Annotated in this window: 19 protein-coding genes; 13 read left to right on the forward strand and 6 right to left on the reverse strand. The window is 38.8% G+C overall.

Translation table 11 applies throughout. From position 1 onward, the window contains the following. Nucleotides 1-8 precede the first annotated feature (8 nt). A complete protein-coding gene (locus tag C1A06_RS08405) occupies nt 9-1,700 on the forward strand; it encodes an alpha-amylase family protein (protein ID WP_101689814.1) in 1,692 nt (563 codons plus the stop codon). A gap of 79 nt (nt 1,701-1,779) precedes the next feature. After that, nucleotides 1,780-2,715: a ribose-phosphate pyrophosphokinase gene (locus C1A06_RS08410; RefSeq protein WP_101689815.1), complete on the forward strand. Its 936-nt coding sequence runs from the start codon at nt 1,780-1,782 to the stop codon at nt 2,713-2,715. Between the two features lie 56 nt (nt 2,716-2,771). Here the strand turns inward: C1A06_RS08410 and C1A06_RS08415 are convergent, their stop codons facing one another. Then, nucleotides 2,772-3,353 carry a phosphatase PAP2 family protein gene (locus C1A06_RS08415; protein WP_101689816.1) on the reverse strand — a complete coding sequence of 194 codons (582 nt, stop codon included), beginning with the start codon at nt 3,351-3,353 and terminating at the stop codon, nt 2,772-2,774. A 100-nt stretch (nt 3,354-3,453) separates the two neighbouring features. Here C1A06_RS08415 and C1A06_RS08420 point away from each other — a divergent pair, with 100 nt between their 5' ends. The 8 genes from C1A06_RS08420 (at nt 3,454) to C1A06_RS08455 (ending at nt 12,620) form a co-directional block, all read left to right on the forward strand. Beyond that, nucleotides 3,454-3,999 (forward strand): YcxB family protein, encoded by a 546-nt coding sequence (locus C1A06_RS08420; RefSeq protein ID WP_101689817.1) that lies wholly within the window; start codon nt 3,454-3,456, stop codon nt 3,997-3,999. A 69-nt stretch (nt 4,000-4,068) separates the two neighbouring features. Further along, on the forward strand, nt 4,069-6,378 hold the full coding sequence (gene tamL, locus C1A06_RS08425; protein WP_101689818.1) for a translocation and assembly module lipoprotein TamL: 2,310 nt from the start codon (nt 4,069-4,071) through the stop codon (nt 6,376-6,378). Nucleotides 6,379-6,514: 136 nt separating this feature from the next. Next, entirely contained in the window at nt 6,515-8,320 is a 1,806-nt protein-coding gene (gene typA, locus C1A06_RS08430; protein WP_101689819.1) for a translational GTPase TypA, read from the forward strand. Between the two features lie 144 nt (nt 8,321-8,464). Then, nucleotides 8,465-9,034: a DUF5063 domain-containing protein gene (locus C1A06_RS08435; protein ID WP_101689820.1), complete on the forward strand. Its 570-nt coding sequence runs from the start codon at nt 8,465-8,467 to the stop codon at nt 9,032-9,034. Then, nucleotides 9,031-9,612, forward strand: coding sequence for a 3'-5' exonuclease (locus C1A06_RS08440; RefSeq protein ID WP_101689821.1), 582 nt, complete (start codon nt 9,031-9,033; stop codon nt 9,610-9,612). Before C1A06_RS08435 ends, C1A06_RS08440 begins: the two co-directional genes overlap by 4 nt. Before the next feature lie 136 nt (nt 9,613-9,748). Then, on the forward strand, nt 9,749-10,669 hold the full coding sequence (locus C1A06_RS08445) for a DnaJ C-terminal domain-containing protein (RefSeq protein WP_101689822.1): 921 nt from the start codon (nt 9,749-9,751) through the stop codon (nt 10,667-10,669). Nucleotides 10,670-10,686: 17 nt separating this feature from the next. Next, nucleotides 10,687-10,977, forward strand: a complete 291-nt coding sequence (locus tag C1A06_RS08450; RefSeq protein ID WP_101689823.1) for a chaperone modulator CbpM — start codon at nt 10,687-10,689, stop codon at nt 10,975-10,977. A gap of 50 nt (nt 10,978-11,027) precedes the next feature. After that, a complete protein-coding gene (locus tag C1A06_RS08455; protein ID WP_101689824.1) occupies nt 11,028-12,620 on the forward strand; it encodes a glycoside hydrolase family 31 protein in 1,593 nt (530 codons plus the stop codon). A gap of 65 nt (nt 12,621-12,685) precedes the next feature. On the opposite strand, the gene C1A06_RS08460 is transcribed toward C1A06_RS08455, so the two are convergent. From C1A06_RS08460 to C1A06_RS08470, 3 genes are all read right to left on the reverse strand, one after another. Further along, nucleotides 12,686-14,770, reverse strand: coding sequence for an insulinase family protein (locus tag C1A06_RS08460; protein WP_101689825.1), 2,085 nt, complete (start codon nt 14,768-14,770; stop codon nt 12,686-12,688). Nucleotides 14,771-14,799: 29 nt separating this feature from the next. Further along, nucleotides 14,800-16,131: a M16 family metallopeptidase gene (locus C1A06_RS08465; protein WP_101689826.1), complete on the reverse strand. Its 1,332-nt coding sequence runs from the start codon at nt 16,129-16,131 to the stop codon at nt 14,800-14,802. 150 nt (nt 16,132-16,281) lie between these two features. Then, complete coding sequence (locus tag C1A06_RS08470; protein ID WP_101689827.1) at nt 16,282-17,415, reverse strand: YARHG domain-containing protein; 1,134 nt, start codon at nt 17,413-17,415, stop codon at nt 16,282-16,284. A gap of 291 nt (nt 17,416-17,706) precedes the next feature. On the opposite strand from C1A06_RS08470, the gene C1A06_RS08475 reads away from it, so the two are divergent. The 3 genes from C1A06_RS08475 to C1A06_RS08485 all read left to right on the forward strand — a co-directional run bounded on the left by C1A06_RS08475 (nt 17,707) and on the right by C1A06_RS08485 (nt 21,557). Beyond that, entirely contained in the window at nt 17,707-20,331 is a 2,625-nt protein-coding gene (locus C1A06_RS08475) for a valine--tRNA ligase (RefSeq protein ID WP_101689828.1), read from the forward strand. Nucleotides 20,332-20,429: 98 nt separating this feature from the next. Next, the gene (gene pepE, locus C1A06_RS08480) at nt 20,430-21,140 is read left to right on the forward strand and encodes a dipeptidase PepE (protein ID WP_101689829.1); all 711 of its coding nucleotides are present in this window, start codon (nt 20,430-20,432) and stop codon (nt 21,138-21,140) included. 90 nt (nt 21,141-21,230) lie between these two features. Beyond that, entirely contained in the window at nt 21,231-21,557 is a 327-nt protein-coding gene (locus tag C1A06_RS08485; protein WP_101689830.1) for a YegP family protein, read from the forward strand. A gap of 80 nt (nt 21,558-21,637) precedes the next feature. Here the strand turns inward: C1A06_RS08485 and C1A06_RS08490 are convergent, their stop codons facing one another. Then, nucleotides 21,638-23,617, reverse strand: coding sequence for an alpha-L-arabinofuranosidase family protein (locus C1A06_RS08490; protein WP_101689831.1), 1,980 nt, complete (start codon nt 23,615-23,617; stop codon nt 21,638-21,640). Nucleotides 23,618-23,640: 23 nt separating this feature from the next. Beyond that, the gene (locus tag C1A06_RS08495) at nt 23,641-25,590 is read right to left on the reverse strand and encodes a glycoside hydrolase family 97 protein (protein WP_101689832.1); all 1,950 of its coding nucleotides are present in this window, start codon (nt 25,588-25,590) and stop codon (nt 23,641-23,643) included. Between the last annotated feature and the right edge of the window lie 175 nt (nt 25,591-25,765).

Raw genomic sequence — 25,765 nt, forward strand, 5'->3', positions numbered from 1 at the left:
CTACAACAATGAAAACTAACAAAATACTTATCTATCAGGTGTTGCCACGCTTGTTCGGCAACGAGAATTCGAATAATAAAGAAAACGGAACAATAGAAGAAAACGGCGTCGGGAAACTGTCTGCCTTCGACAATAAGGCTTTAAAAGAAGTTCGCAAAATGGGATTCACTCATATTTGGTATACCGGCTTATTGGAGCATGCCACTAAAACCGACTATTCGAAATACGGAATCCGTCAGGATCACCCTGATGTGGTAAAAGGAAACGCCGGATCTCCATATGCAATAAAAGATTATTACGATATTTCTCCTGACCTTGCTGATCAAGTTGAAAACAGAATAGACGAGTTCAAAGCCTTAGTTGACAGAACTCACAAAAACGACTTGAAGTTGATTATGGACTTTGTTCCGAATCACGTTGCACGCCAATATCATTCGGATGCAAAACCAAAGAAAGTAAAGGACTTTGGCGAAACAGATGACAATACAAAAGCATTCCTACCGGATAATAATTTCTATTATATTCCAGGACAGAAGCTGGAACTACAATTCGATGTTCAACAAACAGGCAATGTGTATCTGGAATCTCCGGCAAAAGCAACCGGCAACGACAATTTCGGTAATCGCCCGACTATTAACGACTGGTACGAAACTGTAAAATTAAATTATGGAGTAGATTATCTTGACGGTAGAACCCATCACTTCTCGCCTATCCCGAATCTTTGGCACAAAATGCGCGACATCCTGCTCTACTGGTCAGCAATGGGAGTTGATGCTTTTCGTTGCGATATGGCCGAAATGGTTCCTGTCGAATTCTGGAGATGGGTAATTAAAGAAGTAAAAACCAAATACAAATCTGTTTTATTCATAGCCGAAATATACAAGCCTGACGAATACAGAATGTATGTCGATGCTGGATTCGACTATCTATACGACAAAGTAGGCCTTTACGATACACTGCGTGACGTAATCTGCGGATATCGTCCAACATCAGATATCACTTTCGCATGGCAACGCTTGGGAGGATTGGAAACGAAAATGCTGAACTTCCTTGAAAACCATGATGAACAACGCATTGCTTCTGACTTCTTCGCAGGAAATGCCGAAAAAGCGATTCCGGGAATAATTGTTTCTGCAACGATGAATACCAATCCGCTGATGATATACTTCGGTCAGGAACTTGGCGAAAAAGGAATGGATAAAGAAGGATTCAGCGGACGAGATGGTCGCACTACAATTTTCGACTATTGGTCTATAGAATCAATCCGAAATTGGCGAAACGGAGGAAAATTTGGCACATCTAATCTTACTAAAGAGCAAGTAGCATTACGCAAGTTTTATACAAAACTACTAGAAATATGCAACGAAGAAGAATCTATCCAGAAAGGACTATTTTACGATGTGATGTATGCCAATTACGAAAATTCGGACTTTGATTCAACGAAACTTTATGCATTCACACGTACAACGAAAAATGAAATGATTTTCGTTATCACTAATTTTTCAGATCAGGATATGGATGCATCCACTATACTTCCGCAAGAAATGTTCGAATTCTTAAAATTCAATCCTCTGAAAGTGAAAGAAGCCAAAGAGCTATTCTCGAACAAAAGTATCAGGCTAGACAAGCTATGGCCAAACAGACTGAGTACCAAACTAAAAGCGTACAGCGGAAAGATTATTAAATTTTCTCTTCGTTAAAGTCCTCATACTCCGAATAGTTTTTCTAATTTTGCACTATCATTTTTTATTAACCACCTATATCAAAAGATTATCAGCAATGGAATCAATGCCTTTTAAGATTTTCGCGGGGACAAACTCACGTTATTTAGCCGAAAAAATCTGTGCCAATCTTGGCTGTCCACTCGGAAAAATGAATGTTGAACACTTTGCCGACGGCGAATTCTCTGTCTCTTACGAAGAATCGATCAGGGGTGCCCAAGTTTTCTTGGTGCAATCTACTTTCCCAAGCTCAGACAACTTAATGGAACTTCTACTTATGATTGATGCTGCAAAAAGAGCATCTGCCAGATCAATAGTAGCTGTTATCCCTTACTTCGGATGGGCTCGTCAAGACCGCAAAGACAAACCTCGTGTATCAATTGGAGCAAAATTGATTGCCGACCTACTACAAACAGCAGGAATCAACCGTCTGATAACTATGGACCTTCATGCTGACCAAATTCAAGGATTCTTTGATGTTCCTGTCGACCACCTTTATGCTTCAGCAATCTATGTTGACTACATCAAGGGTATGGACCAATCGAATCTTGTAATTGCAACACCTGACGTAGGTGGTACAAAACGTGCTAGCTCATACGCTAAGTATTTCGAAATACCGATGGTTATTTGTTACAAACTTCGTAAAAAAGCAAACGAAATCTCGGAAATGCAAATTATCGGAGATGTACAAGGCATGGATGTTTTACTTGTTGACGATATTGTCGATACAGCCGGAACAATCACTAAAGCCGCTAATCTAATGATAGAAAACGGTGCAAGATCGGTTCGGGCAATCGCCAGCCACGCTGTGATGTCTGATCCTGCATCGGAAAGAGTAGACCAATCGGCTCTTACAGAAATGGTATTTACAGATAGTATCCCTTACTCGAAAAAATGCGAGAAAGTAACAATTATATCTGTTGCAGATGTATTTGCAAATGCTATCCGCCGAGTTTGCGACAATGGTTCAATCAGCTCATTATACGTATTATAAACATACACAACACATAATAAAAGAGCGATCGGGAATCCGATCGCTCTTTTATTATTTTATAACTGCGGCTGAAGTTTCTTTTTTCTGAAATTGTCAAATATCAAATAACCTGCCAATCCAACGAATATTCCCACAAAAAATCCGACTACCAAATCTAACGGATAATGTTTACCTACATAAATTCGGCTATAAGCTACAACAGTTGCCCAGAGTGTAATTATCATTGAATACCATCGATTACGAACCACAAGCAACGAGAAGACAGCAAGGCAAAACGAATTAGTAGTATGCCCCGAATAAAAACTATAGCTCGTATCATAGCCTTCCAAAGCTCTCACAACATCCGATAGTCCATCCGTATTGATTGGCCGCGGACGCATTATAATATATTTAACCAGATTATTTAGCCCTGCATTAAACCCAACAGTCAACGCCATAAACAGCGAAGCCCACGCTCCCATCCTACCAAATCGAAAGACAAGGAACAAAATCACAAGGATACCTACTCCATACCAAGCACCCATAGCACTGATGAAGACCATAAACGGATCGAGCCAAGTGGAATTCACTTCGTGCAATTTCAAGAAAGTATCTTGATCCCAAGCAATCAGGCGATCTAAAATAGAAAGGACATACATAGCTATTATTTTCAAATCAGAATACAAATAAAAAGCTTAAGCTTCAATAAACAAAAAAATAACTAACTTTATAAGCTTACAATCAACAAAACTAAATACGGTGCAGATTAATTATACTCTCGAAGAGAAAGATTACCTCAACTTTCAGCTATACCATGTATCGACCAATACAAACATAAAAAAACAGCGTCGGAATACACAGATTATAGTTGCCATTGCAGTATTCTTACTCGGAATATTTTTTCTCATCTTCGGCGACAAGTGGGAAGGCATATATTTTCTGATTGGAGCAATACCCGTATATTATCTTTGTGGATTTTATGCCGGCTGGCTCTATCGCTTTACGATACGGAAGCATGTAGCAAATATATACAGGAGAACCACTCCCCGACAAGCAAAGCTATCAATCTTAGACGATATAATTGAATACAGCGAACGCGGACTGACCAGTAAATACAAATTTGAAGAACTTGAATCCGTATCAAACCTACGGAAATACATTTTCTTCAAAATCAACGAAACCTCATTCATCATTCTTCCCAAACGAGAGCTTAGCGACATAAACTACGTAGTCAATCACATACGCGACTATACTCTAAAATATAAAATTCCGTTCCGCGAAAAATCGAAATGGAAATGGAGATAATTATTTTATATCAATATTGTAGCACTCAAATCGCTCGAAGATTATATCTTTGTTCCTGTTATAAGGCTTATGAAAATATTCTGTAAAATATTATTATCTGTACTTCTATCATGCATAATTGTTGCATGTAGTACAACAAAGCACATCCCTGACGGGCAATATTTGCTTGATGATGTCAGTATCAATACCGACACAAAAATAAAAGGTGGCGATGACTTAGAAACCTATATCAAACAACAGCCAAATGCGAGCATGCCTCTTTTCGGGAAGGTAGGATTAAAAATATATGGTTTATCGGGACACGACACTACAAAGTGGCTAAATCGCATGATACAAAAAGTTGGAAGCAAGCCTATTATTTACAATCCACGATTGACTAAAAGCTCAGCTTCGCAACTCGAACTAGCTGTAAAAAACTTAGGTTATCTTAATGCAAAGGTCGATACTGCCGAGATACTTAAAGACAAAAAAGCTCAGGTAAAATACAACATTAAAGCTGGCACTCCATATACGATACGTAATTATACAGCCACTATCGAAGATACGACGATAGCTCGTATTCAAAAATATCTGACAGGTAGAAGTTCTATCAAAGAAGGCGATTTATTCAATATGGATAGGCTTGATGCCGAACAGACAGAATTGAACAATTTTCTACGTAATGTAGGTTACTATAGCTTTTCGAAAGACTTTGTATATTTCAAAGCCGACACTACACTCAATTCTCACCAAGTTGATCTATATCTGAACGTATATCCTACAAAAGACAGTTTACCACACCCTAGATACAAGATCAACAACGTAACTGTAGTTTCGGGATATCGCATGAGCGAAAGTTCAGAGCGCGGCCGCCTTTTTGCAAATGCCGACACAATACAGTACAAAGGGATGTCTATTGTAAAAGGTAGAAACACATTCCTCCGCAACTCTACCATATATCGCAACATCTACTTACGAAAGGGAATGTACTACTCAGACCAACTACTATCGTGGACATATGAGAATTTCAATAGTATGGGAGCTGTACAACAAACAAACATACTTCTTACACCTGCAGCAAATGGTAATGATAGCACACATTTGCTAGATGCTACAGTTATGCTAACCCCAGCCAATCCACATTGGTTCAGAGCAAGTTTGGACGGAACAAACAAAGCAGGAGATATAGGTATAGCACCTACCCTCTCATATCAACATCAAAACCTTTTCAAGGGAGGTGAAGTATGGAGTTTCAGTCTGAAAGGTGCATATGAGTTCATTACCGGTGACAAGAGCGCAGATATGCTAAACGATAATTACTACGAATTCGGGGCTGAAACCAGTATTACGTTTCCCAAACTAATGTTCCCTTGGCTACGAAGAAAATGGAAAGAACTGCCAAGTACCTCTACGAAAGTATCGCTTAGCTTTAACAATCAAAAACGAACTCAATATACACGCCAATTCTTTACCGGTTCAATAGAATACGCTTGGGCTACAAAATACGGCCGTTTACGCCACTCATTCAATCCTTTGGACATTACTTATATAAGTATGCCTTGGTACAGCGATGAATTTGAGAAAGAATACCTCAATGACTCGACAAGTAATCAATTACTTAAAATCAGCTATGCTGACCAGTTGATTGCACGCACTAGCTACTCATTTGCATACACCATTGGCCAGCGTTTTACGAAGCTACCCAAAACGACTACACTGAGAGGTTCTTTCGAAGTTGCCGGATGGCTACCTAGACTGGTTGCCAACTCAGGGAAAGCTACGGTGAATGAATACGGAGCTAAAGAAATACTTGGTGTGATGTATTCAGAATACGTGAAAGGGAGCCTTGACTTTTCGCAGACAATACCGATCAACCAGCGCCATACTATAGCATACCATGTAGGCTTTGGAATAGCATATCCATATGGCAACTCCGAAGCGGTGCCTTTCGAGCAGAGCTTTTTTGCTGGAGGTGCAAATAGTATCAGAGGATGGAGTACCAGAGCTTTAGGACCAGGTGCATACCAAAGTAAAAATATAAATAAGAGTGACTTTGTCAACCGAATCGGAGACATCAAATTCGAAGCTAGTATCGAAAGTCGCCATAAGGTTGGTGATATGTTCGAAGTGGCTGCTTTTCTTGATGCAGGAAACATCTGGACACTCTACGAATACGAGGAACAACCAAACGGGAATTTCAAGTTTAACCGTTTCTATAAAGAGATTGCAGCTGCATACGGGATTGGACTTCGCCTTAATCTGGGATTTTTACTCATAAGATTCGATACAGGACTGCGAATATACGATCCGACCGAACAAAAAATATCGGAGCGTTTCGTTATGTTAAAGCCTCGCATGTCACGCACAGCCTTCCATTTCGGCATTGGGTACCCATTTTAGGCGACAATCATCAGAGTAACAATTGATAGTCAGTCTGTTTATATCATAAAAAATATTCATAGTTCTTGCATTTTTTTCAAGTACAGCACTATATCTGCTGAAAAAGTGCTACCTTTGCACCTCGAAATAAAAAAGTATGCAAGACATTAGAAATATTGCGATTATAGCGCACGTAGACCACGGTAAGACAACCATTGTTGATAAAATGCTAATTACCGGAAAATTATTCAGAGATAACCAGAACGTAACAGAGCTAACCCTTGATAATAATGATTTGGAACGCGAAAGAGGAATTACCATTCTCTCGAAGAACGTTTCGATAAATTACAAAGGAACAAAGATCAACATTATCGATACTCCCGGACACGCCGACTTCGGTGGAGAAGTAGAGCGCGTATTGAATATGGCTGACGGATGTTTGTTGCTAGTAGACGCCTTCGAAGGGCCAATGCCTCAAACAAGATTTGTTCTTCAGAAAGCAATACAGATTGGACTGAAACCGATAGTTGTTATCAACAAAGTAGACAAACCGAACTGTCGTCCCGAAGAAGTATACGAGATGGTATTCGATCTTATGTTCAGCCTTGATGCAACAGAAGATCAATTAGACTTCCCTGTATTCTATGGTTCAGCCAAACAAAGCTGGATGTCCAGTGACTGGAAAAACAAAACAGAAGATATTACTCCTCTACTAGATGCAATTGTTGAGTACATTCCTGCTCCTAAAGCACTGGAAGGAACACCTCAGATGCTGATCACATCACTCGACTTCTCGAAATACGTAGGTCGTATTGCTGTAGGCCGTGTACATCGCGGAGAACTTCGTGAAAACATGGACGTATCACTTTGCAAACGTGATGGAAGCATCATCAAAACAAAAATCAAAGAATTAAATACATTCGAAGGCCTTGGTCGCACAAAAGTATCATCAGTTCAATGCGGTGATATCTGTGCACTAATCGGCATCGAAGGGTTTGAAATCGGGGATTCGATAGCTGATATCGAAAATCCGGAGCCACTTGATCCAATTGCTATTGACGAACCAACAATGTCAATGCTATTTACGATCAACAACTCACCATTCTTCGGACAAGAGGGAAAATACGTAACATCGCGTCACATACACGATCGTCTGGTTCAAGAGCTGGATAAAAACCTTGCTCTACGTGTAGAGACAACAGACAATGCAGACTCTTGGGTTGTGTATGGTCGTGGAATCCTTCACTTATCAGTACTTATCGAGACTATGCGTCGCGAAGGATACGAGTTGCAAGTAGGTCAGCCACGTGTTATCGTCAAAGAAATTGACGGAGTGAAATGTGAGCCGGTTGAACAACTAACAATCAACGTTCCTGAGGAATCTTCAAGTAAAATCATCGACTTAGTTACTCGCCGTCGAGGAGAGTTAACAATGATGGAAAATAAAAACGGACGTACGTTCCTTGAATTCACAATCCCTTCACGAGGAATTATCGGTATAAACAATCTTGCTCTTACCCTATCATCAGGTGAAGCAATCATTGCACACCGTTTCCTTGAGTTCCAACCGTGGAAAGGGGATATCGAAAAACGTAATAATGGATCGATTATAGCTAGTGAAAGCGGAAATGCATATGCATATGCTATCGATAAACTTCAAGATAGAGGACGTTTCTTCCTCGAACCTCAGACAGATATTTACATGGGGCAAATCGTAGGAGAACATTCGAAAGAAGGAGACTTGGTAGTAAATCTTACTAAATCGAAAAAACTGACAAACGTACGTGCATCGGGTACCGACGACAAAGTAAAACTAGCTCCGCCAATCATCTTCAGCCTCGAAGATGCTCTAGAATATATAAAAGAAGACGAATACGTAGAGGTTACCCCTAAATCGATCAGACTTCGTAAAATTTATCTTGACGAGAATGATCGCAAACGATTAACTAAAAACAAGATCTAAGTTTATTCAATAATATTTAGTAAAACCCGATTACATTTAACTATGAATCGGGTTTTTTACTAACTTCGTAGTTATATCTGTCAAACAAAAAATCCAATATATAGTTTATATCTATATTTGCATAAGCACAACATAAAACGAAATATGAACGAAAGTCTAAAAAAAATAGTATTCTCGAAAGACACAGTCGAATTTACAACTGTTGCTGTTCAATATTGCCTTTTACTTGAAACGCTAGAAGATACTTCGAAAGAAGATTTGACGGACAAGCTCACCAAGATGCTACCATTGCTATATCTGAAAGCAACAATGATTCCCGAAACGGAGATGGTTGAAGAAGACGAACAACCTGAAGTTACTGTCACCGAGGAAGATTACAATTATATGCTTGCTAAGCTTAGCAATATCTTCAAAGAAGATGATACTTATCTGGAAGTATTTCTCGAAGACATGAAATACAGCGAGACTCCTATTGCAGCAAGTATTGCAGAAGACTTAACCGATATATATCAGGATTTGAAAAACTATATCACTATTTTCGAACGCGGAATCGTTGAGAATATGAACGATGCATTATTCATCTGCAACGAGAACTACAAATCGTACTGGGGACAGAAACTAGTCAATGTCCTTAGAGCGCTCCATTCTGTTAAATATTCATCGTCTGAAGATGATTACACAAGCGACGATGTTGAAAATGATTTTGACTTATGACAAGTTCTATATCGAAAGAAGAAATCAGTCAACTTCCTCTCGAGGAGTTTGATGGGCGCATCCTTGTGATACAAACCGAATCGGATGCAGAAAAAGCTTGTGCCTACCTCAGAACTTTCGACGTATTGGGATTCGATACCGAAACCCGCCCTGTTTTTCAGAAAGGAAAAACTCATAAAATTGCACTAATTCAGCTAGCAACTCCCGAAAACAGCTGTTTCCTTTTCCGTACCAACCATATCGGAATACCTGACTGTTTGGCATCCATCCTGACAGACGAAAAGATAATTAAAGTAGGAGTATCCATACACGACGACTTCCAAGCTATCCGCAAACGCCGTATAATCAAGCCTAAAGCATTTATTGACCTGCAGACGACCGTGAGGAAATTCGGGATCCAAGACGTTAGCCTGCAACGTATCTATGGCATACTTTTTGGGAAACGTATAAGCAAAGGACAAAGACTTTCTAACTGGGAAGCTGATATCCTGAGCGAAGCACAAAAGAAATATGCTGCTCTGGATGCATGGGCCTGCCTGAAAATATATGGGCATCTGAAAGAGATAGACAAAGCATGATTCTGAAAAGGAATCTTAGCTACCGAAACACAAATTTGCCGATTATATTTCTTAAATTTACAGACAAAGCCCCACAGCTTAGCCTCGGAACCTTATGTCCAATAACGAATCATGAATTTATAAAAACTTTATATATATGGCATTCATAGACTACTACAGTATATTAGGTGTACAAAAAAATGCCTCGGCCGACGATATCAAAAAAGCTTATCGGAAATTGGCTCGGAAATATCATCCTGACATCAATCCGAACGACGAAGAAGCTAAACGTAAATTTCAGCAGATAAACGAGGCTAACGAGGTGTTGAGCAACGCCGAAAACAGAAAGAAATACGATGAATACGGCGAGAACTGGAAACATGCCGAGGAATTCGAAAAAGCGCGTCAACAACAAGCTCAGAATGGAGGATTTGCCGATTATTCAAATTTCGGTGGATTTGGAGGCGGTGGCACAAGCTATAGCTTCTCGGGCGATGATGGTGACTTCTCCGACTTCTTCGAATCATTATTTGGACATAGAACAGGCAGATCTTCGGGACAACGAAAGGGATACAGAGGACAAGATTACACAAGTGAAATACATATTTCGCTCCGCGATGCCGCAACAACCCACAAGCGCACATTAACTTTCAATGGAAAGAATCTACGTATAACCATTCCTGCTGGCGTAGCCAACGGGCAAGTTATCAAATTAGCCGGACAAGGCGGTGAAGGCTCCAATGGTGGTCCTAATGGCGATTTGTTCATCACATTTGTAATCAGTGAAGATCCCCAATTCAAACGTGTGGGAGACGATCTTTACACTAATGTCACTATCGATCTCTATAAAGCCGTTTTGGGAGGAGAAGAAACAGTAGATACTTTCGATGGAAAAGTGAAACTGAAAATTGCCGAAGGTACTCAAAATGGGACTAAAGTACGATTGAAAGGGAAAGGATTTCCGATCTATAAAAAAGATGGACAATATGGCGATCTGTATGTAACATACAATATCCAGATTCCAACAAATCTAACTAGCGAGCAGAAAGAATTATTCCGCAAATTAGCTAATCAATAACTTAAAATTCGAAAAAGATGGATACTGAATTAATTATAGTAAGCGAATATTGCTCACAGAACCGCATTGAACCGGAATTCCTATTCAGCCTCGAAGAAGTGGGGTTAGTTGATTTCATCAAACGAAACGATGAATATTATTTATACATATCGCAGCTAGGCGACTTAGACCGTTACGTGCGCTGGCATTACGAATTATCGATCAATGCAGAAGGCATAGATGTGATACAGAATCTGATGAACCGAATAAATGAGATGCAAGGTGAAATCAGCCGACTGAAAGAAATAATAAGGCTACTTGAAGAATAAACCAGATTTGAGCAAGATAAAAAGATAAATTTACCACCAAAATCAATACAATGAAAATAAGAATTCTAACAACATTACTATTAGTTTTATTCATCAATAACCTATTTAGCCAAAAGCAATATAGCGTAAATATAAACTCCTTGCCAGACGAGAAATGGTGGGGAGCTTTTGTTGGGTTGGGGCACGAGATGCCATACAAATCAAACACACGTATTTACGACTTAAGCAAAGAAAACTTTAACAATCAGTTGATACCTCTTTTTGTCTCGAACATGGGACGATATGTTTGGTGCGACAAACCTTTTAGCTTTCAATTCTCAGAAGATACTTTAAAGATATTTTCGGACTACGAATCCAACATTGAGGCAATAAATGCTGGAGCAACTCTCCGTGAAGCATATCTAGCAGCCAGTCAAAAACATTTTCCTCCTTCAGGAAAAGTTCCAGAAGAAGTTTTTTTCTCAAAACCTCAGTACAACACCTGGATAGAACTCATGTACGACCAGAACCAAAAAGATATCATAAAGTATGCAAAGAATGTCATTGACCATAATTTCCCGACAGGAATATTTATGATTGACGATAATTGGCAAAAATACTATGGAAATTTCGAATTTAAGCCCGAGACTTTCCCTGATCCTAAGGCTATGACAGACAGCCTGCATGCCATGGGATTTGATGTCATGTTGTGGATATGTCCATATGTTTCGCCGGATAGTAGAGAATACAGAGAACTGGCAAAGAATGATCTGCTAGTTAAAAATAAAGAGGGAGAAATAGCAATTATAGATTGGTGGAATGGATACAGTGCTTGTTTTGATATGACGAATCCTAAGACCGTAGAATATGTTGAACAGCAACTTGTAAAACTCCAAAAAGAATACGGTATCGATGGCTACAAATTTGACGGAGCAGATGTTGCTTATATGAAAGGAGATTATATATTCTATGACAATGAGGCGACAGCTAACGAATTCTGCGAAGCATGGGCTGCCTTTGGGATGAAATTCCCTTTCAATGAGCTACGCACATCATGGAAACTAGGGGGAACCGAAATCGTACAACGATTGGGTGACAAAGGATACTCATGGGGAGCTGCAGCTTCTCTTATCCCACAGATGACAACAGCCGGTCTCCTTGGACACGCATACACATGCCCCGATATGATAGGCGGCGGATCATTCAGCGCTTTTTTGAATATCGACTCCGACAAATTTGATCAAGAACTAATCGTAAGGTCAGCTCAAATACATGCTCTTATGCCAATGATGCAATTTTCGGTTGCCCCATGGCGAATTTTAAATAAAGAAAATTTGAAAATTGTGTCCGAAGCAGCACATCTGCATCAGCATTTTTCCAAATATATTCTCGACTTTGCCAAAATTGCAGCAACAACAGGAGAACCAATTATCCGTAGTATGGAATATAGTTTTCCGCATCAAGGTTATTCAGAATGTAGTGATCAGTTCATGCTAGGAGACAAATACCTAGTTGCACCGATGATAACATCAGGAAATAGCCGTCAGGTAATGCTTCCTAAAGGCAAATGGAAAGACGATTTGGGTAAAATACATAATGGAGGTAAAACTATCTCTATTGATGTACCATTATCAAGAACACCTTATTTCGAGAAAATAAAATAATCGGGATACCACAATAAAAAGCACCGCTATCGTAGCGGTGCTTTTTATTGTAATGAATTAATTTATTATTTAAATATTGCTTCGTCTATTGGTTTGTTTATTTCAACGCTTGTTAAAGTAGTTGACGTTGCCATATTCATTACAGTTTGTTTCATTTCAAATGCTACTTTCAGCCCATCAACAACTCTATAGTCATTGATTTCAGTTATCTGCTGAATTTGCCCTTGAGGACCTTCAACTGTAGCAGCTGTTTTGACTTTCAAGCCTGATTCTACGTCATAATATTCTGTCATTGATACTTTTCCTTTGTTAACTTTCAGCACATAAGCATCCTTTCCGTTAACAGGCTCAATACCTTCAACACTTAACTCATAACCATTCTTGATATAGTTTCTCTCAGGACAAAAACCTGCATTATTTTTTATTTCATCCACTTCATCACCTTCAGTATATTCTTTATCTCCTTGCATACCCGAAAGCTTCAACACATTACCATCGTAAATTATTTTTTGAATTACCATATCACCCATCGTGATATGAGTAGCTACACTATTTGGTTTTTTGAAAGCGACAAGCATATTCACATTCTGACCCATCATGCTCATCTGTCCTTCAGTTTTATAAGTCTCTACTTTTTCAACAGCATCTTTTCCTCCAATTGCTTCAACATAGTTTGCAATAACCTCTTCGGCTGTTACATCTGCCGATTTAGCTTTAGGTGCTTCAGTCGGATTTCCATCAATATCATAATAACTCACAACACCATCAGCCGCAAATTTCTTTAGTCCTTCAGCGTACGATTTATCTCCAACCACAACGATGAAAGCATTATCTGGCTTCAGATATTTCTTTGCTGCCGCTTGAATATCTGCTGTTGTTACTGCTTCAAGACGTTTCAAGTAGTTTTTGTAGTAATCTTTAGGCAAATTATACTTATCAATATTAACGGCATAACCTGCAATAACAGATGGTTCGCTTACCGAACGGCCAAAACTTCCAGCCAAGGCTGCTTTCGCATCTTTTAATTCTTTCTCTCCGATTGGCTTATTTATCATTTGGTCCATTTCGTAGAAAATCTGAAAGATTGCACTATCAGTAGCTGCAGCTTTTACCGAACCTGCACCACGGCCCGAGCTTAGCCCGAATGAACCGACCAATTCACCACTGCTGATACTGCTATAAACTCCGTAAGTATAACTATGAGTTTCTCTCAGATTTTTAAACAGACGGCTAGCCGAACCACCTCCATAAGTATAGTTTAACAACGATACGACTGCTGCATCTGGAGCTCCGGGTTTATAATCCAAAGGATAAGCTATATTGATTGCCGACTGAGGTGCACCATCCTTAGTCACCATAGCAACTTTTGAAGAAGCAGGCAACTGAGGTATTGTATATTTTGCAACCGGAACATCTTTCTTAGCCCATTTTCCAAAATATTTTTCTGCATTAGCCTTAGCTTCTTTCAGAGTGATGTCTCCTACTATAACAAGACGAGACACGTTTGGAGCAAAATAAGTTTTATAATAATTTTCTAGATCGGCTAAAGTTACATTCTCTACTGATTTCACAGTTTGAACCTCACCTGCAGGAAATCCTTTACCATATACTAGTACACTTGAAACTCTTTCGTTGATAGAACTCGGATCATCTGCAACCATAGAAAGTCCACTCTTAAGTTTATCTCTCTGCAAATCCAATTCTTCTTGATCAAATTTAGGATTGAAGATCATATCCGACATCAGTTCCAGCATTTTCGCATCATATTTTTTTAATCCACTGGCATAAGCCCCTGACGCCCCTGCTGTGATGTGTGCACCGATAAGGTCTATATCTTTATTTAGTTGTTCCTTAGATCTGTTTGTTGTAGCAGTACCCATAACCGAGCTAAACAGATCTCTTGAACCAGCCTTTTCTCCTTCCAATGCAGGTTTTACATCCAAACTAAGCGAGTAATAAACAACCGGAGCACGATTATCCTCTACAACAAAAACTTTCAGTCCATTAGCCAAAGTAAAAGTCTGAGCATCTTTAAAATCAATTTCTTTGGCAGGAGCAGCCTTCGGCTGAATACTTCTATCTAGTTTCTGTGCATTGACTGTAAATACACAAACTAAAAGTAACGATAGTATATATAATGTTTTTTTCATTGTTATTCTTTATTAATTATAGTTTGGTATTATTTTTTCATCGATTCTGGCAGATAGTACAGAATAGCTCTGTTGTCTTTGTGTAGATATTTTTTTGCTACATCACGCAAGTCTTCTCTTGTGATATTACTATAATTATCCAATAGTTTATTGATGCGGCTTGCATCCTTGAAATAAGTATAACTGTCAGCAAAAATCTCAGCTTTATTTGAGATTGAAATCAATCCATTTGCTACTCCGTATTCAATAGAAGCCATTGCCATCTGGAATTCTTCTTCCGAAACCAATTCGTTTATAACTTTATCTATTTCGGCAGTCATCGCATTTTCAACTTCCTCGGCACTGCCTCCTGCATTAGCGAAACCAATAGCATATGTCAATCCAGGATGCTCCTGTATATAAGGAAACATTGCAGTTTCAAGAGCAAGTCCTTTGTCTGTAATATTTGTTTTGAAACGTGAGCTCTTACCTCCCTGAAGTATGCTGCAAAGGATCTCTAAGGCATAAGCATCTTTTGTTCCCAGTGCCGGAGAATGATACCCCATAAATACAGCAGGAAGCTGAACCTTATCGTAAATTACTTTTCTTACTTCTTTTTTATCAAGAGGCTCAACGATCGTAGGACGATATATTTCGCGTGTTCCGCGAGGAATATCTCCGAAATACTTTTGTATCCATTCTTTAGCTTGTGCTTCTTCGAAATCTCCAGTCAGGATAAGCACCGCATTATTCGGTACATAATATGTTTTATAGAAGTTATTAATATCGTCGAATGTAGCATTTCTGATATGTTCGGGATTACCTATTGTTTGCCAACGATAAGGATGAGTAGTAAAAGCCAATTCGCCCATTTGTTCCATCCAAGTACCATAAGGTCTGCTATCGTAAGATTGCTTACGCTCCTCGATAACTACTCCTTTTTGAGTATTTACTCCAGTAGTATCGATCTTTGCATGAAGCATTCGTTCCGACTCCATCCACAATGCCAGTTCTAACTGATTAGACGGCATCATCTGAAAATAATATGTACGGTCTTGTGTTGTATTAGCATTCAATGTACCGCCATTAGCCTGAATGATGTTCATGTATTCGCCACGACCAATATTTTCAGAACCTTCGAACATCAAATGCTCGAAAAAGTGAGCAAAACCTGTTTTATCAGGTGATTCATTTTTTGCACCTACATGATACATCAATGCCACCATTACATTTGGCGATGTGTGATCCTGATGGAGGATTACATGTAATCCGTTATCCATATCATACTCGGTGTATTCAATTTTTGCTTGTGCCTGCGCATTAATAGTTCCAGCAAAAAGAAAAACTGTAGCAAGCGTTAACAGTGTTAATAATTTTTTCATAAACAATTCTTTTTTGTCCCTTATATTGATATTATGATGAAAAAAGTTGGGTTTCAATTTATCATCTTGTACAAATCCATTTCATGGTTAGTCGCCATAAGCGGCCGAAAAATCACAGCACAACTAAAAAAAGTGATTTTTCAGATGAAATTAATCACTCCATGCTTTTACCCAATTCTGCTCCCTCTCGCTCAAACAAGATATTTCAGTAGTAACATATTCTTGATTTGGAAAATACCAAACCTGCTTTTCAAAATACGTTTGAAGATCATTATTTTTGAAAATATATCCACGTATAGCAAATGGTAGGTTACGAAGTACTTTTCGCGATAAAGAATCAGCTGGTTTGATAGCCTCTTCTAGATATTCATTACCTATTAAGTTCATCGGGTTCAGTATCGAATCTGAATTGAGATCGAAAGAGTCACAAAACATTTCAATCCTAGGGCTGTAGAAATACAATTCACCTTGAGTTTTAAAATTTTTCTTCTGAAAAATCAGCTTACCTCTTTTTATATAAAACTGAGAGTATTTAGTACTTCTATAATATACTTCTTCATCGGCACGAGACGAAGAAGTACTCTTCCCTAGTCCTACCAGCAACCAATCATTAGAACTACCAAAAAATGTTTGAGGTATTTGCAATAATTCGTCGTCTCCCATATCAATTATCAATGTAAAATCATCTATTTGCCTGTTTCCCCATCGCATAGCAGCGGTAAGGACATAATCGAACGAATAGTTATCAATTACTGAAGATGACAACTCACATGTATATGTATGCTTAATAATATTTTTGCCAGGTTTGAAATATGCATTGAAGTGATAGACATATATACCCTCTGAATATTGGTCGTAAACTTCTTCTGCAATCTCTTTATCCGACATCTCTCGAAATGCTCCATCTGTGAAATACAAACTATCACTAGCTAGATGAATTTTGTATGGTAAAACCCTATCGTTCATCTCAACTGTAAAATCTGTCATATACGGATGATGTCCTTTAATAGGCTCGAAATTCACATCTCCACTCGGACTCATAGCTTCAAATCCGACAATCAATTTCTTGGCTTCATCCGGATTATTAAATTCATAGTAGACTGACACATCTACCTTTTGGTTATCTTTTTTATTACGAGTAATAGTCAGGATTTCTTTCGTTATAGAAATACGCGTTTCAACAAGAGGCTTCAGCGTATTCCCACTCACACAATAACTACCATCATTCGCTATTGTACATATCGCAATTAAAAGTATTATAATGAAAATAGGTACTCTTCTCATACAATGGGTATTAATTTAGCAATATTACCAAACTTTATCTATACTTGAAAGTTTAAAGTCTTAAAAATTAAGCAGTAATACAAAAAACAGAAAAGATAAAAATGTGTATACGAGTGTCACTTTTTAACAAAATACAAACTGATTATCAATCATATAAAACTTTACAGACAAATCAAAATCCGAACAAAAAGGGACAAGACTGCTTTTTCAGTTTGATTTATAAATAGTTTATAAACAATTTCGTAATTTTGTCGATCTTTAGAATATTAATATACTATTATTTTTGTTAGCATGGAATTAGCAAGTAAGTACAATCCGTCCGAGATAGAGGACAAATGGTATCAGTATTGGGAGGGAAATAAATTGTTCCACTCCGAACCCGACAATCGCGAGCCATACACTGTCGTCATCCCGCCGCCAAACGTAACCGGAGTACTTCATATGGGGCACATGTTGAACAATAGTATTCAGGATATCCTTGTTCGCCGCGCCCGCATGATGGGTAAAAATGCTTGTTGGGTACCGGGTACCGACCACGCATCTATCGCTACTGAGGCGAAGGTTGTAAACAGACTAGCATCGCAAGGAATCAAAAAGACAGACCTGACTCGCGAAAAATTCCTTGAACATGCTTGGGATTGGACTAACGAGCATGGCGATATAATCTTAAAACAGCTTCGTAAACTAGGAGCTTCGTGCGACTGGGATCGTACAGCTTTCACTCTTGACGAGAAACGCTCGGAGAGTGTAATCAAGGTTTTTGTTGATCTATACAATAAAGGGCTTATCTACCGTGGTGTTCGTATGGTAAACTGGGATCCGAGTGCAAAAACGGCAATTTCGGATGAAGAAGTTATCCACAAAGAAGAACATGGTAAACTATATTACCTTCGTTACAAAATCGAAGGAGAAGACGGATATGCAGTAATTGCAACTACTCGTCCGGAAACAATCTTCGGCGACGTTGCTGTATGTATCAACCCGAATGATGAAAAAACAGCACATCTGAAAGGCAAAAAAGTAATCGTTCCGATTGCAAACCGTGTTGTGCCTATCATCGAAGATGACTATGTAGATATGGAATTTGGTACAGGATGCTTGAAAGTAACACCTGCACACGATGTGAATGACTACATGCTTGGTGAAAAATACAACTTAGAAGCTATCGATATTTTCAACGATAACGGAACTTTGAACGAACACGGCCTGGTCTACGCCGGCATGGATCGTTTCGATGTTCGAAAGAAAATAGAGAAAGACTTGGAAGCTGCGGGATTGATGGAAAAGACCGAAGCTTATACCAATAAGGTTGGATATTCGGAGCGTACAAATGTTCCTATCGAGCCAAAACTGTCTATGCAATGGTTCCTTAAGATGGAAGGACTTGCAAAACCTGCACTTGAAGCTGTAGAAAACGACACTATCAAATTCTATCCGGCACGTTACAAAAACACATACCGTTACTGGATGGAAAATATAAAAGACTGGAATATCAGTCGTCAGTTGTGGTGGGGACATCGTATTCCGGCATACTTCCTTCCTGAAGGAGGTTTCGTCGTTGGCGAAACAGCCGAAAAAGCATTGGAAGAAGCTCGTAAGAAAAATCCAGATTATACACTTGAAGATCTTCGTCAAGATGAAGACTGTCTCGATACTTGGTTCTCTTCGTGGTTGTGGCCTATTTCGGTTTTCGACGGAATCAACAATCCTGAAAACGACGAAATAAAATACTACTACCCTACCAGCGATCTAGTAACCGGTCCGGACATTATTTTCTTCTGGGTAGCACGTATGATCATGGCTGGATATGAATACCGCAACGAAGAGTGTTTCAAAAACGTATACTTTACAGGTATCGTCCGCGACAAACAAGGCCGTAAGATGTCGAAACAATTGGGTAACTCACCCGATCCGCTCGATCTTATCGCTCAATACGGAGCCGATGCCGTTCGTATGGGATTGTTACTTACTGCTCCGGCTGGTAACGATATACCTTTCGACGAAGCATTATGCGAGCAAGGACGTAACTTCAATAACAAGATATGGAATGCCTTCCGCTTGGTTAAAGGCTGGGAAGTAGATGCAACTATCGAACAACCCGAAGCTGCCGCAATGGCAATTCAGTGGTTCGACAATATTCTTTCGAGAACGATAGCTGAAGTTGATGATTTGTTCGGCAAATTCCGTCTTTCGGAAGCGCTAATGGCAGTTTACAAACTATTCTGGGACGAATTCTCGTCTTGGTATCTGGAGATGGTAAAACCGGCTTATCAGAAGCCTATCGATAAGAAGACCTACGATGCGACTCTAGGATTCTTCGATTCGCTATTGCGTCTGCTACATCCATTCATGCCATTCATTACAGAAGAATTGTGGCAAGCTTTGGCTGATCGTAAAGAAGGTGAAAGCATCATGATTGCCGACATGCCTGCTGCCAAGAATATTGACGAACAATTGCTTAAAGATTTCGATATGATTAAAGATATCGTATCACATATCCGCACAGTTCGTCTACAAAAGAATATTCCGAACAAAGAAGAATTAAACCTTCAATTCAAAGGAGAAGGAACCGACTTCAATCAGGCATTCAATCCGGTTATCTTGAAAATGGGAAATCTGATTGGTATTACTCAAGTCGAAAATGCAGAAGCTACAGCCTCGACATTCCTTGCCGGAACTACAGAATTCTCTATTCCGTTAGGGAATAATATCGATATTGAAGCAGAATTAGAGAAATTAAACAGTGAATTGAAATATCTTGAAGGATTTTTAATATCAGTACAGAAGAAATTGAGCAATGAGAAATTCGTGGCTAACGCAAAGACTGAAATCGTTGATAATGAACGTAAAAAACAAGCTGACGCCGAAAGTAAAATAGCGACAATCAAAGAAAATATTGCCAATTTAACAAAATAAGCTGCAACCGTTGAGGACGAAAGGATGTAATAAGGTTTTGCCAAATTGCATCCTTTTTGTATCTTTCGAGAAGTATAACTAATTTAACCGAACTAACTATGAAAAGATTATTACTCATCAGCAACTCGACAAACCCTGGAGAAGAATATTTATCTTATCCTCGGCAAGCTATTAAAGATTTCTTAGGAGGTATAACATCCAATATTATCTTTATACCATATGCAGGCGTAACATTCTCACGCGACGAGTACGAAGAGAAAGTAAATCGCAGTTTAAATCAAGTAGGTATTACAGTTAAAGGCATTCATCGTTTCGAAGAAGACATTGAAGCTGTTAAAAAAGCTGACGCTATCATAATTGGAGGCGGTAATACATGGAGTTTGGTTCGCAGCTTACGCGAACATGAGCTAATGGGTGTAATTCGCCAAAAAATAGAAAATGGGACTCCTTATATTGGATGGAGTGCAGGATCTAACGTAGCATGTCCTACATTACGTACAACAAACGATATGCCTATCGTTGATCCGAAAGGATTCGACACGATCAATCTTATTCCATTCCAAATCAATCCGCACTATACTGATTATCATCCGGCTGGTCATGGAGGTGAGACTCGTGATGATCGCATCAATGAATTCTGTTGTGTAAATCCTAGTATGCCGGTTGTAGGTCTGCGCGAAGGCACAATGTTATTAGTAGAAGGAGACAAGATGACTCTTAAAGGAGATAAAAACATGAAGCTATTCAAAGGTGGAGAAGAACCTAAAGAATACGCTCCAGGAGATGATTTGAGCTTCTTGCTTAAATAAACTGATTGGCATTAAATTTTAACACAATTCTAAAATCAAATAATAAACTAAAAGCGTTTATATTAAAACACTAATTTAAAAGTTTGCACTATGGGAAAATTCGAAGTAAAAGTAAGAAAGGATAACCAATTTCAGTTCAACTTGAAAGCAAGTAATGGACAAACTATCTTAACAAGTGAAGCTTATACTACGAAAGCTGCTTGTATGAACGGTATTGAGTCTGTAAAGAAAAATGCTCCTGAAGATAAAAGATATGAAAAATTAACTGCTAAAAATGGCAAACCATATTTCAATCTGAAAGCAACGAACGGACAAGTTATCGGAACAAGTGAGATGTACGAAAGCGAAGCTTCTAGAGACAACGGTATCGAATCTGTTAAAAAGAATGCTCCTGATGCATCAGTAGTTGAAATTTAATTCGCCAAGAATCAAATAAAAAGGGGTAATAAGATTTTCTTATTACCCCTTTAATTTTCAGGAATTTATTATCTGTATAATCACATTTTGATCTTATATACTCCGAATGACTGAGCATCAGCTTTGATTGTCAGAACATTTCCTTCAATAGTAGCCGTAGTTTTCTCCGGAACCAAGTTAGACGGATTGTCCAAAGTATTAATCTGCTTCAGATCATTACTCTTTATTTGCACGCAATCGCCTACCGAGAATACTGTATTCTTTTTGGCTCCAGTGATAGTCACTTTTACTTCTACTCCGCTTTTATTTACATTGGCAACTTTTACAATATAACAGTCCTCGTTTTTATCGTAGACAGCAGAAGCGTAAATTTTGCCTTGTCCTGTTATCGTTGTCTTATCCTTACTCCAAAGAAGAGAAGCTGTATTTGTCCCTGCATTGTGAGCATATAGCTGCTGAACATAATAGTTAGGCGTTTTCATCATTCTCAGGTTATCGAACCAGATCATATCAGGATTCCATTGCCATCCGTCAACATGAGCAAACAATGGCGCATAAGTACACATATGAACGATATCTGCATTACGCTCAAGACCGGTCATAAACGCAGCTTCAGTCAAAGCCGAAAGGAAGTTATTTTGCTTACCAGTAGAATGATCATGAGATGCATATTCGCCTGCAAAAACAGCCGGACGTTTGCGGTCGTAATTATCATAGCGCGCCGCATTGTTCAAGAACCACTCTGGTTCTTTATAGTAATGCTCGTCTACTAAATCCACTTTCAGACGTTTCATCTCTGGCCACAAGTATTCGAATTGCTCTCCATCAGCAGAAGGGCCGGAACTTCCTATCAACTTAATTTCTGGATGCTTATCTCGCAATTCTTTCACGAATACCGCAAGACGTTCCGGATATTCTTTTCCCCATTGCTCATTACCGATACCAACATACTTCAAATTGAATGGCTCGGGATGCCCCATCTCTGCTCGCACTTTACCCCATTTAGATGTAACCGGACCATTTGCAAACTCAATCAAATCAAGAGCATCTTGAATATAATCCTCCAATTCTCCAACCGGAATATGACAATGTTCACCATCGTTCTGATATTGACAAGCTAAGCCACAATTCAGAACCGGTAGAGGCTCTGCTCCCATATCTTCTGACAAAAGGAAGTACTCATAAAAACCCAAGCCGTAGCTTTGATAATAATCCGGATAGAAACGATGTGTAAAAGTATAGTGCCAACGGTTTTCGTTCAAAGGTCTGTTTTCAACAGGACCAACACTTTTTTTCCAATCGTAACGTGTATCAATATCTGTTCCTTCAACAATACAACCACCAGGGAAACGGAATACTCCCGGTTTAATATCTGCCAAGGCTTGAGCTAAATCTTTTCTTAAACCATTCTCGCGTCCTTTATATGTATCCGTAGGGAACAATGAAACATGCTCCATTGCTATCGTCCCTTTAGATCTAAGGAATATACGTAAACGGCCTTTACTTTCTGTATCCTCAGCCGGAATAACTACTTCGTACTTTTTCCAATCTGTAGAGTTAATAACAACATCTTTGCTACCTATTCTGTCATTTTTGGAATTGATGAATTCTACTCTGATTTTTTGATCATCGTTAGAATTTACTTTCTTAGCCCATACTGAGAAACGATAAGTCTCACCTTTTTTGAAGCCCATGCCTCTGAATCCTTCATTCTCTATTCCCGTATGCTTGTGAGCATGTCCTGGATCAGAAAGAATCAGATAATTTGGATTTCTTTCGAATGGTGAATTTTCATTTACAACTTGGACATTACCAAAAGTATACCATCCCATCAAGTTCTGAGGAAAATCGAACGAACGATTCTTTACCATTTCCGCATAGAGGCCTCCATCAGCAGCAAAGTTGATATCCTCGAAGAAAAGCCCGTACATAGTTGAATGGATAGGTGCACCTTTCTTCTTTATATCAAGCGAAAACTCGTATGATTGCTGGGCAAATGATTGCTGACCGAAAAACAATAGTGCAGCAAGTCCCAAAGCTTTAGTAAAATTAATCTTCATGATTTTATATCTATATACAGTTATTAATATTTTTCATTTGTCAATATGACTGCGCCTTCTGGTTGAATTTCAAGTGTAATAACTCCGTTAGCTTTTATTTTCTCCGATTTGAACTGTGGTTCACGTTTCTTATTATCAAAGAACTTGTTGACCTCCATTCCAGCAAATATATCGGCTGTTACAGTAAGTTTAATCGCTTCTTTTTTTGCATTCACTGCAACCAAATACCACTTGTCGGCATGACGACGAGCCAGCACACAATACTGCCCAGGATAACCATCAATATAACGAACCTCATCCCATGTTGTTGGAACTTTCTTCATAAAATCGATTTCAAAAGAAGGCACATCTGTCAGATTATTAGGGGCAATAGCAAACATCTGTACCGGATTTTGGAATAATACAGCTGTAGCCAATTGGAAAATATCAGTAGTCTTGCGAACGCGTCCTCCATCATTAGTACGATTGTGACGTTTATTCAAAAGTACCGGACCGAACTCCATAGAACCTACCGAATTACGGATGAAAGGATGCAGTGCTGCATTAAATGCTTCTGCATCATTAGCTTCTTGCGTAAAGATTAAGTTTTCTGAAGCTAACACTGCCTCGCTGCCCACATAGTTTGGATACATTTTCTCCCAACCGCGAGGCAAAGTACATCCGTGGAAAATAATCATCAATCCATATTCGTTAGCATCTACAAGGATATCTTCGTACAACTTCATCGTTTCCTGCTTATCACCAGCGAAGAAGTCCACTTTCAGACCTTTGATACCATTTTCTTTAAGCCACTTCATTTCTCTCTTACGGGCAACAGAATTACTCATACATTGCTTCGCTCCTTGAGGGGCATCGTTCCAATAACCGTTTGAGTTATACCAAAGGAAAACATCTACACCCTTGCTTTGCGCATATTTAAATAAAGATGGCATGCGTTCACGACCAATTTGTTTATCCCACAAACCATCAATCAATACATATTCGTATCCCATTTCTGCTGCAAGATCAATGTATTTGATCTGATCGTCATAATTTACACTATTGTCTTGCCACATAATCCAACTCCAAGTCGAACGTCCATGTTTGTAATCTTGAGATGGCTCATACAATGGTTCAACAACATCGAATGCGATTGTCGTTTCTACTATTGGCTTCAGATTATCACCAACTGTGATCGTACGCCAAGGTGTTTGACCTGGCAATGCCAAACCTGGAGTAGAGCTTCCTAAGCCATTATTCTCCCCTTCCATTGGGAATTCGATCTTATATAGTCCATCAGCAGTTCCATCACCAAGGCGCGATCCGCAATAAAGACTGCTAACTCCAGTTTCGGAAACTAAAACCCAACCATCATTACCTATATGGAAAAGAGAAGGGAATGTATAGCCTCTGCCATATTTCGAACGAGTACCTATCGGTTCATCTGCAGTATACTCTTCCTCATAACTTGGCTTTGTACGCATCCATCCAATCATAGGATCAGACTGTGGTGTAATGAATGTCGTTGTCTGCTGAGGAAAATTGAATCCGGTTGCCTCGCTTTCGATAACACAACATGCTGTTTCGCCATATTGAGGCATTTCATATCTGAAAGCTACGTCATTATTGCTCACATAGAAAACAATGCTGAATTCCTTTTTATCCTTATTTGTTAGCTTATAGGCTCCTACATTCGCTTCGGTATTTATCTCGCTCTTTTTAGTAGTCTTTAATGTGTAGTTCTTTGACTCTTTCGACTCTTTATAAGACACATAATTAAGATTCTCACTAAAGTCTCCAATATTTGTAACAAAACCCAGAGGAGAATCTTCGAGCATAACTTTATCCTTATATGTCACAGAATAAACCGGCTTACCCGCTTTTATCTCAAGATTAACTTTTAAGTTTGAGTCGGGGCTTGTTATTATCTGGGTCTGCGAACTAAGCGCTAATGATGTAAATAATACTAGAAGTAATAAAGTAAGTTTTTTCATGTTATAATTTTTCGATGTTATACAGCAATATCCGGATGACAATATTTGTTTAATATTAATTTATTCAAAGATAACAATAAGTGTAAATTCATACACTTATTAAAATATGCTTTAAAACATACGTTATTGTACTATTAAATTTGATTTGATCCACACCCCATAGCAGCTATCTGAA

It is taken from the genome of Dysgonomonas massiliensis, assembly GCF_900240225.1.
Taxonomy (GTDB): domain Bacteria; phylum Bacteroidota; class Bacteroidia; order Bacteroidales; family Dysgonomonadaceae; genus Dysgonomonas; species Dysgonomonas massiliensis.

What these genes read in the sequence shown, in the direction of transcription:
- C1A06_RS08470 (WP_101689827.1), bottom strand. Translation starts at nt 17,415, where the DNA reads ATGAGAAGAGTACCTATTTTCATTATAATACTTTTAATTGCGATATGT.
- pepE (WP_101689829.1), top strand. Translation starts at nt 20,430, where the DNA reads ATGAAAAGATTATTACTCATCAGCAACTCGACAAACCCTGGAGAAGAA.
- C1A06_RS08440 (WP_101689821.1), top strand. Translation starts at nt 9,031, where the DNA reads ATGACAAGTTCTATATCGAAAGAAGAAATCAGTCAACTTCCTCTCGAG.
- C1A06_RS08435 (WP_101689820.1), top strand. Translation starts at nt 8,465, where the DNA reads ATGAACGAAAGTCTAAAAAAAATAGTATTCTCGAAAGACACAGTCGAA.
- C1A06_RS08465 (WP_101689826.1), bottom strand. Translation starts at nt 16,131, where the DNA reads ATGAAAAAATTATTAACACTGTTAACGCTTGCTACAGTTTTTCTTTTT.
- C1A06_RS08460 (WP_101689825.1), bottom strand. Translation starts at nt 14,770, where the DNA reads ATGAAAAAAACATTATATATACTATCGTTACTTTTAGTTTGTGTATTT.
- C1A06_RS08450 (WP_101689823.1), top strand. Translation starts at nt 10,687, where the DNA reads ATGGATACTGAATTAATTATAGTAAGCGAATATTGCTCACAGAACCGC.
- tamL (WP_101689818.1), top strand. Translation starts at nt 4,069, where the DNA reads ATGAAAATATTCTGTAAAATATTATTATCTGTACTTCTATCATGCATA.
- C1A06_RS08495 (WP_101689832.1), bottom strand. Translation starts at nt 25,590, where the DNA reads ATGAAAAAACTTACTTTATTACTTCTAGTATTATTTACATCATTAGCG.
- C1A06_RS08455 (WP_101689824.1), top strand. Translation starts at nt 11,028, where the DNA reads ATGAAAATAAGAATTCTAACAACATTACTATTAGTTTTATTCATCAAT.
- C1A06_RS08405 (WP_101689814.1), top strand. Translation starts at nt 9, where the DNA reads ATGAAAACTAACAAAATACTTATCTATCAGGTGTTGCCACGCTTGTTC.
- C1A06_RS08410 (WP_101689815.1), top strand. Translation starts at nt 1,780, where the DNA reads ATGGAATCAATGCCTTTTAAGATTTTCGCGGGGACAAACTCACGTTAT.
- C1A06_RS08415 (WP_101689816.1), bottom strand. Translation starts at nt 3,353, where the DNA reads ATGTATGTCCTTTCTATTTTAGATCGCCTGATTGCTTGGGATCAAGAT.
- C1A06_RS08490 (WP_101689831.1), bottom strand. Translation starts at nt 23,617, where the DNA reads ATGAAGATTAATTTTACTAAAGCTTTGGGACTTGCTGCACTATTGTTT.
- C1A06_RS08445 (WP_101689822.1), top strand. Translation starts at nt 9,749, where the DNA reads ATGGCATTCATAGACTACTACAGTATATTAGGTGTACAAAAAAATGCC.
- C1A06_RS08485 (WP_101689830.1), top strand. Translation starts at nt 21,231, where the DNA reads ATGGGAAAATTCGAAGTAAAAGTAAGAAAGGATAACCAATTTCAGTTC.
- typA (WP_101689819.1), top strand. Translation starts at nt 6,515, where the DNA reads ATGCAAGACATTAGAAATATTGCGATTATAGCGCACGTAGACCACGGT.
- C1A06_RS08475 (WP_101689828.1), top strand. Translation starts at nt 17,707, where the DNA reads ATGGAATTAGCAAGTAAGTACAATCCGTCCGAGATAGAGGACAAATGG.